This window comes from Mesorhizobium metallidurans STM 2683, assembly GCF_000350085.1.
Classification (GTDB): domain Bacteria; phylum Pseudomonadota; class Alphaproteobacteria; order Rhizobiales; family Rhizobiaceae; genus Mesorhizobium; species Mesorhizobium metallidurans.
The window spans coordinates 1-3,797 of record NZ_CAUM01000021.1 but is presented as its reverse complement, the minus strand read 5'-3'; the positions used below and the strand labels follow the sequence as shown (position 1 = coordinate 3,797).

Genomic DNA, 3,797 nt, shown 5'->3' with positions numbered 1-3,797 from the left:
CGGCGGCGATCAATCTGGTCGGCAATGATTTCGCCCAGACCATCCAGGGCAATGCCGGCGCCAATTACATCAACGGTATGGGTGGCGCCGACACGATGGCAGGCTATGGCGGCAACGACAGCTACATTGTCGACCATGCTGGCGACAGGGTGAGCGAGGCGGTCGGCGGTGGCATCGACAGGGTCTTGGCCTCGGTGAGCCATACCCTTTCGGCCGGCCAGTCGATCGAGCTTTTCGGCACCTCGATCCCCTCCGCGACGACGGCAATCAACCTCACCGGCAACGAGTTCGCCCAGACCATCCAGGGCAATGCCGGCGCCAATGCCATCAATGGCGGACGTGGCGCCGACATCTTGACCGGCAATGGCGGCAACGACACCTTCGTTTTCAACTCCGCTCTTGGCGGCGGAAATATCGACAGGATCACCGACTTTAACAAGGCCCAGGACAAGATCCACATCGACAACGCAATTTTTGCCGGGCTGGGCGCGGGCGCGCTCACTTCAGCCGCATTCTTTGCCGGGACGGCCGCGAACGATAGCTCCGACCACATCATCTACAACAATTCGACCGGGGCGCTCTCTTTCGACAGCGACGGCATCGGTGGCGCGGCTCAGATACAGTTCGCCACTCTTTCTCCGGGCCTCTCGCTTACGGCATCCTCGTTCTTTGTCGTTTGAACGGAAGGATTGAAATCAACGCAGTACGGTGTTTGCGGGGCCGGCGAGATGAAGCCCCCCGCAGAGGCCGTGCTGAAGCCGTCTGGATAAGATCAGTCGATCAGTAATTTCGACGCTGCTTCTCACAATGGCGTCCCGAAAGCGAGTTCCGGCGTGACGCTTTGCAGCGAGTTTTGCCAGTTAAACCTCTGATAGTTGGCGAGCCAGCTCGGCACTCGTATGTCACTACTGTGCCGATTGATTTCCGAGAACATTACCTGCACGCGGCTCTGAGCCCGGTACCACCTAAACGCTCCGATGTTGCGTCATAGGCTCTGTTCGCCTGGAAGCGATGATCACTATCGCCCGCTGCGGAAGAAACGACGCGTCCCGCCTGCAGCGGCAATTGCAATGACAGTGTTGTTCGCTGTAGCCATTCCCAGCTTGATTTCAGAGGAGACGCAGCATGGACCGATTCACCGGCGGCTGCCTGTGCGGCAACGTCAAAATTGTGGCGTCGGGACTCCCATACCGGGTTGGCATTTGCCACTGTCTCGACTGCCGCAAGCATCATGGCGCCCTTTTCTACGCTGCCGCGGTGTTTCCTCAGGATGCGGTGACGATCGATGGCGAAACACGCGACTACGCCGGGCGTTTTTTCTGTCCCCGCTGCGGCTCGTCGGTTTTTGCACGCAGCGCGGACGAAATCGAAGTGCACCTGGGATCCCTGGATGCGCCCGGCCAACTGATGCCAACCCATGAAAGCTGGACCGTCCGTCGCGAGTCCTGGTTGCCGCCGTTTCCACTGACGAGACGATACGATCGCGATCGCGACGCCACGAGTCGCTTTGAGGAATAGGTCGCACGAACGGAGCGAAGGCGCCTCCGCCAGTCCCGCGGATTGTCCGTGATCCGCCGCGGCACCTTCATGTCCGTGAGCAGCATCACCCCTGCGAGATCACGCCGGCGCGTTACTCAGGAAGACCGGCCTTGCGGAAGCCGTCGACGAAATGCTCAAGCATCGCAGCGTCGCGGAATGGCTCCGTCGTGGCCCAGTGGCGGGTTGTGAAATGCGGGTTGCCGACGAGGAACAGTTCGGCCTCGGCGCGCGCCTCGTCGAGCCGACCGAGCTGCGCAAGGCTTGCCGCCAGGAAACGGCGTGAGCTTGTACGATAGGTCTCATCCCGGCGCAGGGTCTCGACAGCGGCTTCGTATTCGCGCGCCGCATATTGCGCCTGGCCGAGCGTCAGATAATACCAGCTTGCCGGAAACGGGTTCAGCCGGAACGCCTTGCGAATGTGCTCAAGGCCCTCATCGACCCGCCCGGCCAGGACCGCGATGTCGGATAGTGCCGCCCAGGCGTCGGCCTCGTTCGGGTCGAGCGCGATCGCCTTGGCGAATTCCGCATCCGCTTGGGCGAAGCTGCGCTCATATGAAAGCAGGTAACCCAGGACCCAATGGCAGCCGGCATCGTTGGGGTCGATCACCACGGCTTTGCGCGCCAGTTCCAAAGCGGCAGTGCGGTCAGCTTCAGTTGGTCCGCCTGAATGCACCCATCCCATCCAGTGGTTCATCGCCAGCCAACGATAGGCCTCGGCGTATTCCGGATCGAGCGAAACCGCGCGCGTGAGCATCAGATGCGCTTCCCGCGCCGTCTGCGGCGAATCATCCATCAGCTTGCGCGCCCGCACGCAGAGATCGTACGCCTCGAGATTCTTGGGCCGATTGCGCGGCGGCGGTGCGCTGAGCCGGCCGAGCAGCGCCTCCACGATCTTGGCCGTCACCTCGTCCTGGACGGCAAAGATATCCTCCAGGCTGCGGTCGAAGCGTTCCGCCCATAGATGATCGCCGGTCACCGCGTCGACCAGCTGGGCGTTGATGCGCACGCGCCCCGCTGCGCGTCTTGCGCTGCCTTCCAGCAAATAGCGCACGCCAAGATCCTCAGCGATCCCGCGCACGTCCATCGCCTTGCCCTTGTAGGCAAAGACCGAGTTGCGTGCGATGACGAACAGGCCGGAGATCCTGGACAGGTCGGTGATCAGGTCTTCGGTCAATCCGGCAGCGAAAGATTCCTGCTCGGGATCGTTGCTGAAATTGACGAAGGGCAGCACGGCTATCGACGGTTTGTCGGGCAGCGGCAAAGGTTTTCGCTTCGCGCCATCGAGCCGTTCGATGGCCCCAGTGAAGCGGTAGCCGACGCGCGGAACCGTGACGATCCATTCACCGCCCCCATTGCCGGCATCGCCGGCCGGACCGAGCAGCTTGCGCAGCTGCGAGATCTGGACGGTGAGGTTGCCTTCCTCGACGGCCGTGCCCGGCCACGCCGCGTCCATCAACGCGGCTTTTCCAAGGATTTCGCCGGGCCGTTCGACGAGCGCCGCAAGCAGCTTTATCCCGCGGTAGCCAACGGCAACGGGGACATCGTTCCGAAGCAGCGTTCCCGCATCGGAATCAAGCATGAACGGACCAAAGGCAAAGCGCGCTCCCTGCATGGGGCGCATCTATAGAGCAATTCCAGGAAAAGTGTGAAACGGTTTTCCCGGGAAAAGCGCGTAGCGCTTTCCCGAGGGAATTGCGTCAAAACAAAGAGTTAGAGCAGTTTGCCGGTTCCAGGAACCGGTGAACGCTCTAACCCGTTTGGAAGTTTTGAGAACTATTTGGGAGAGCTTAATTACGCCGCTGCTCGTATCCTGCAGAATTGAACCTCTTTCAGGTCGAGGGCCCAGATTCTCAAAAACGTATGGGGACCCTCAAACCATAGGAGGTTGCCATGAACGATACCCTTGCGTCGGCCCCGCTTCAGGCAGCGTGTCCGGGAATGCCCGTGGGACTGGCGGAAGTGTCGCGTCAGCGCCTGACGACCCTGCGAAACATTATCGCGGCCTGGCGCGAGCGGACACGCTTTCGCTGGGAACTCAAGCGAATGTCGAAGGACAATCCTCATCTGATCGACGATATCGGTCTGACGAGACGGCAGGTCGAGGCAGAGATCGCCAAGCTGCCCTTCTGGCAACGATAGGCGAATGCCGCAGAAACATCGGATCGCGGCGCCATGCGCGGGAAGTCGCGACGACGGACACAGCTATGATTGGGATATTTCGACGATAAAACATGCAGGCTCGGGCCAAAAGTGCCACC

At 61.0% G+C, this 3,797-nt stretch carries 3 protein-coding genes and 1 pseudogene; 3 read left to right on the top strand and 1 reads right to left on the bottom strand.

The genetic code is table 11. The annotated features are described in order from the left end of the window. Both MESS2_RS04845 and MESS2_RS04840 read left to right on the top strand, forming a co-directional pair. Nucleotides 1-680, top strand: a pseudogene (locus MESS2_RS04845) (calcium-binding protein); the annotation flags it as partial. 445 nt (nt 681-1,125) lie between these two features. Further along, the gene (locus MESS2_RS04840; protein ID WP_008872971.1) at nt 1,126-1,518 is read left to right on the top strand and encodes a GFA family protein; all 393 of its coding nucleotides are present in this window, start codon (nt 1,126-1,128) and stop codon (nt 1,516-1,518) included. Between the two features lie 112 nt (nt 1,519-1,630). Here the strand turns inward: MESS2_RS04840 and MESS2_RS04835 are convergent, their stop codons facing one another. Beyond that, nucleotides 1,631-3,160 (bottom strand): winged helix-turn-helix domain-containing tetratricopeptide repeat protein, encoded by a 1,530-nt coding sequence (locus MESS2_RS04835; RefSeq protein ID WP_209436080.1) that lies wholly within the window; start codon nt 3,158-3,160, stop codon nt 1,631-1,633. A gap of 269 nt (nt 3,161-3,429) precedes the next feature. Between MESS2_RS04835 and MESS2_RS04830 the strand changes: the two genes are divergently transcribed. Next, nucleotides 3,430-3,678 (top strand): DUF1127 domain-containing protein, encoded by a 249-nt coding sequence (locus MESS2_RS04830; RefSeq protein WP_008872969.1) that lies wholly within the window; start codon nt 3,430-3,432, stop codon nt 3,676-3,678. The last annotated feature ends 119 nt before the right edge of the window (nt 3,679-3,797 follow it).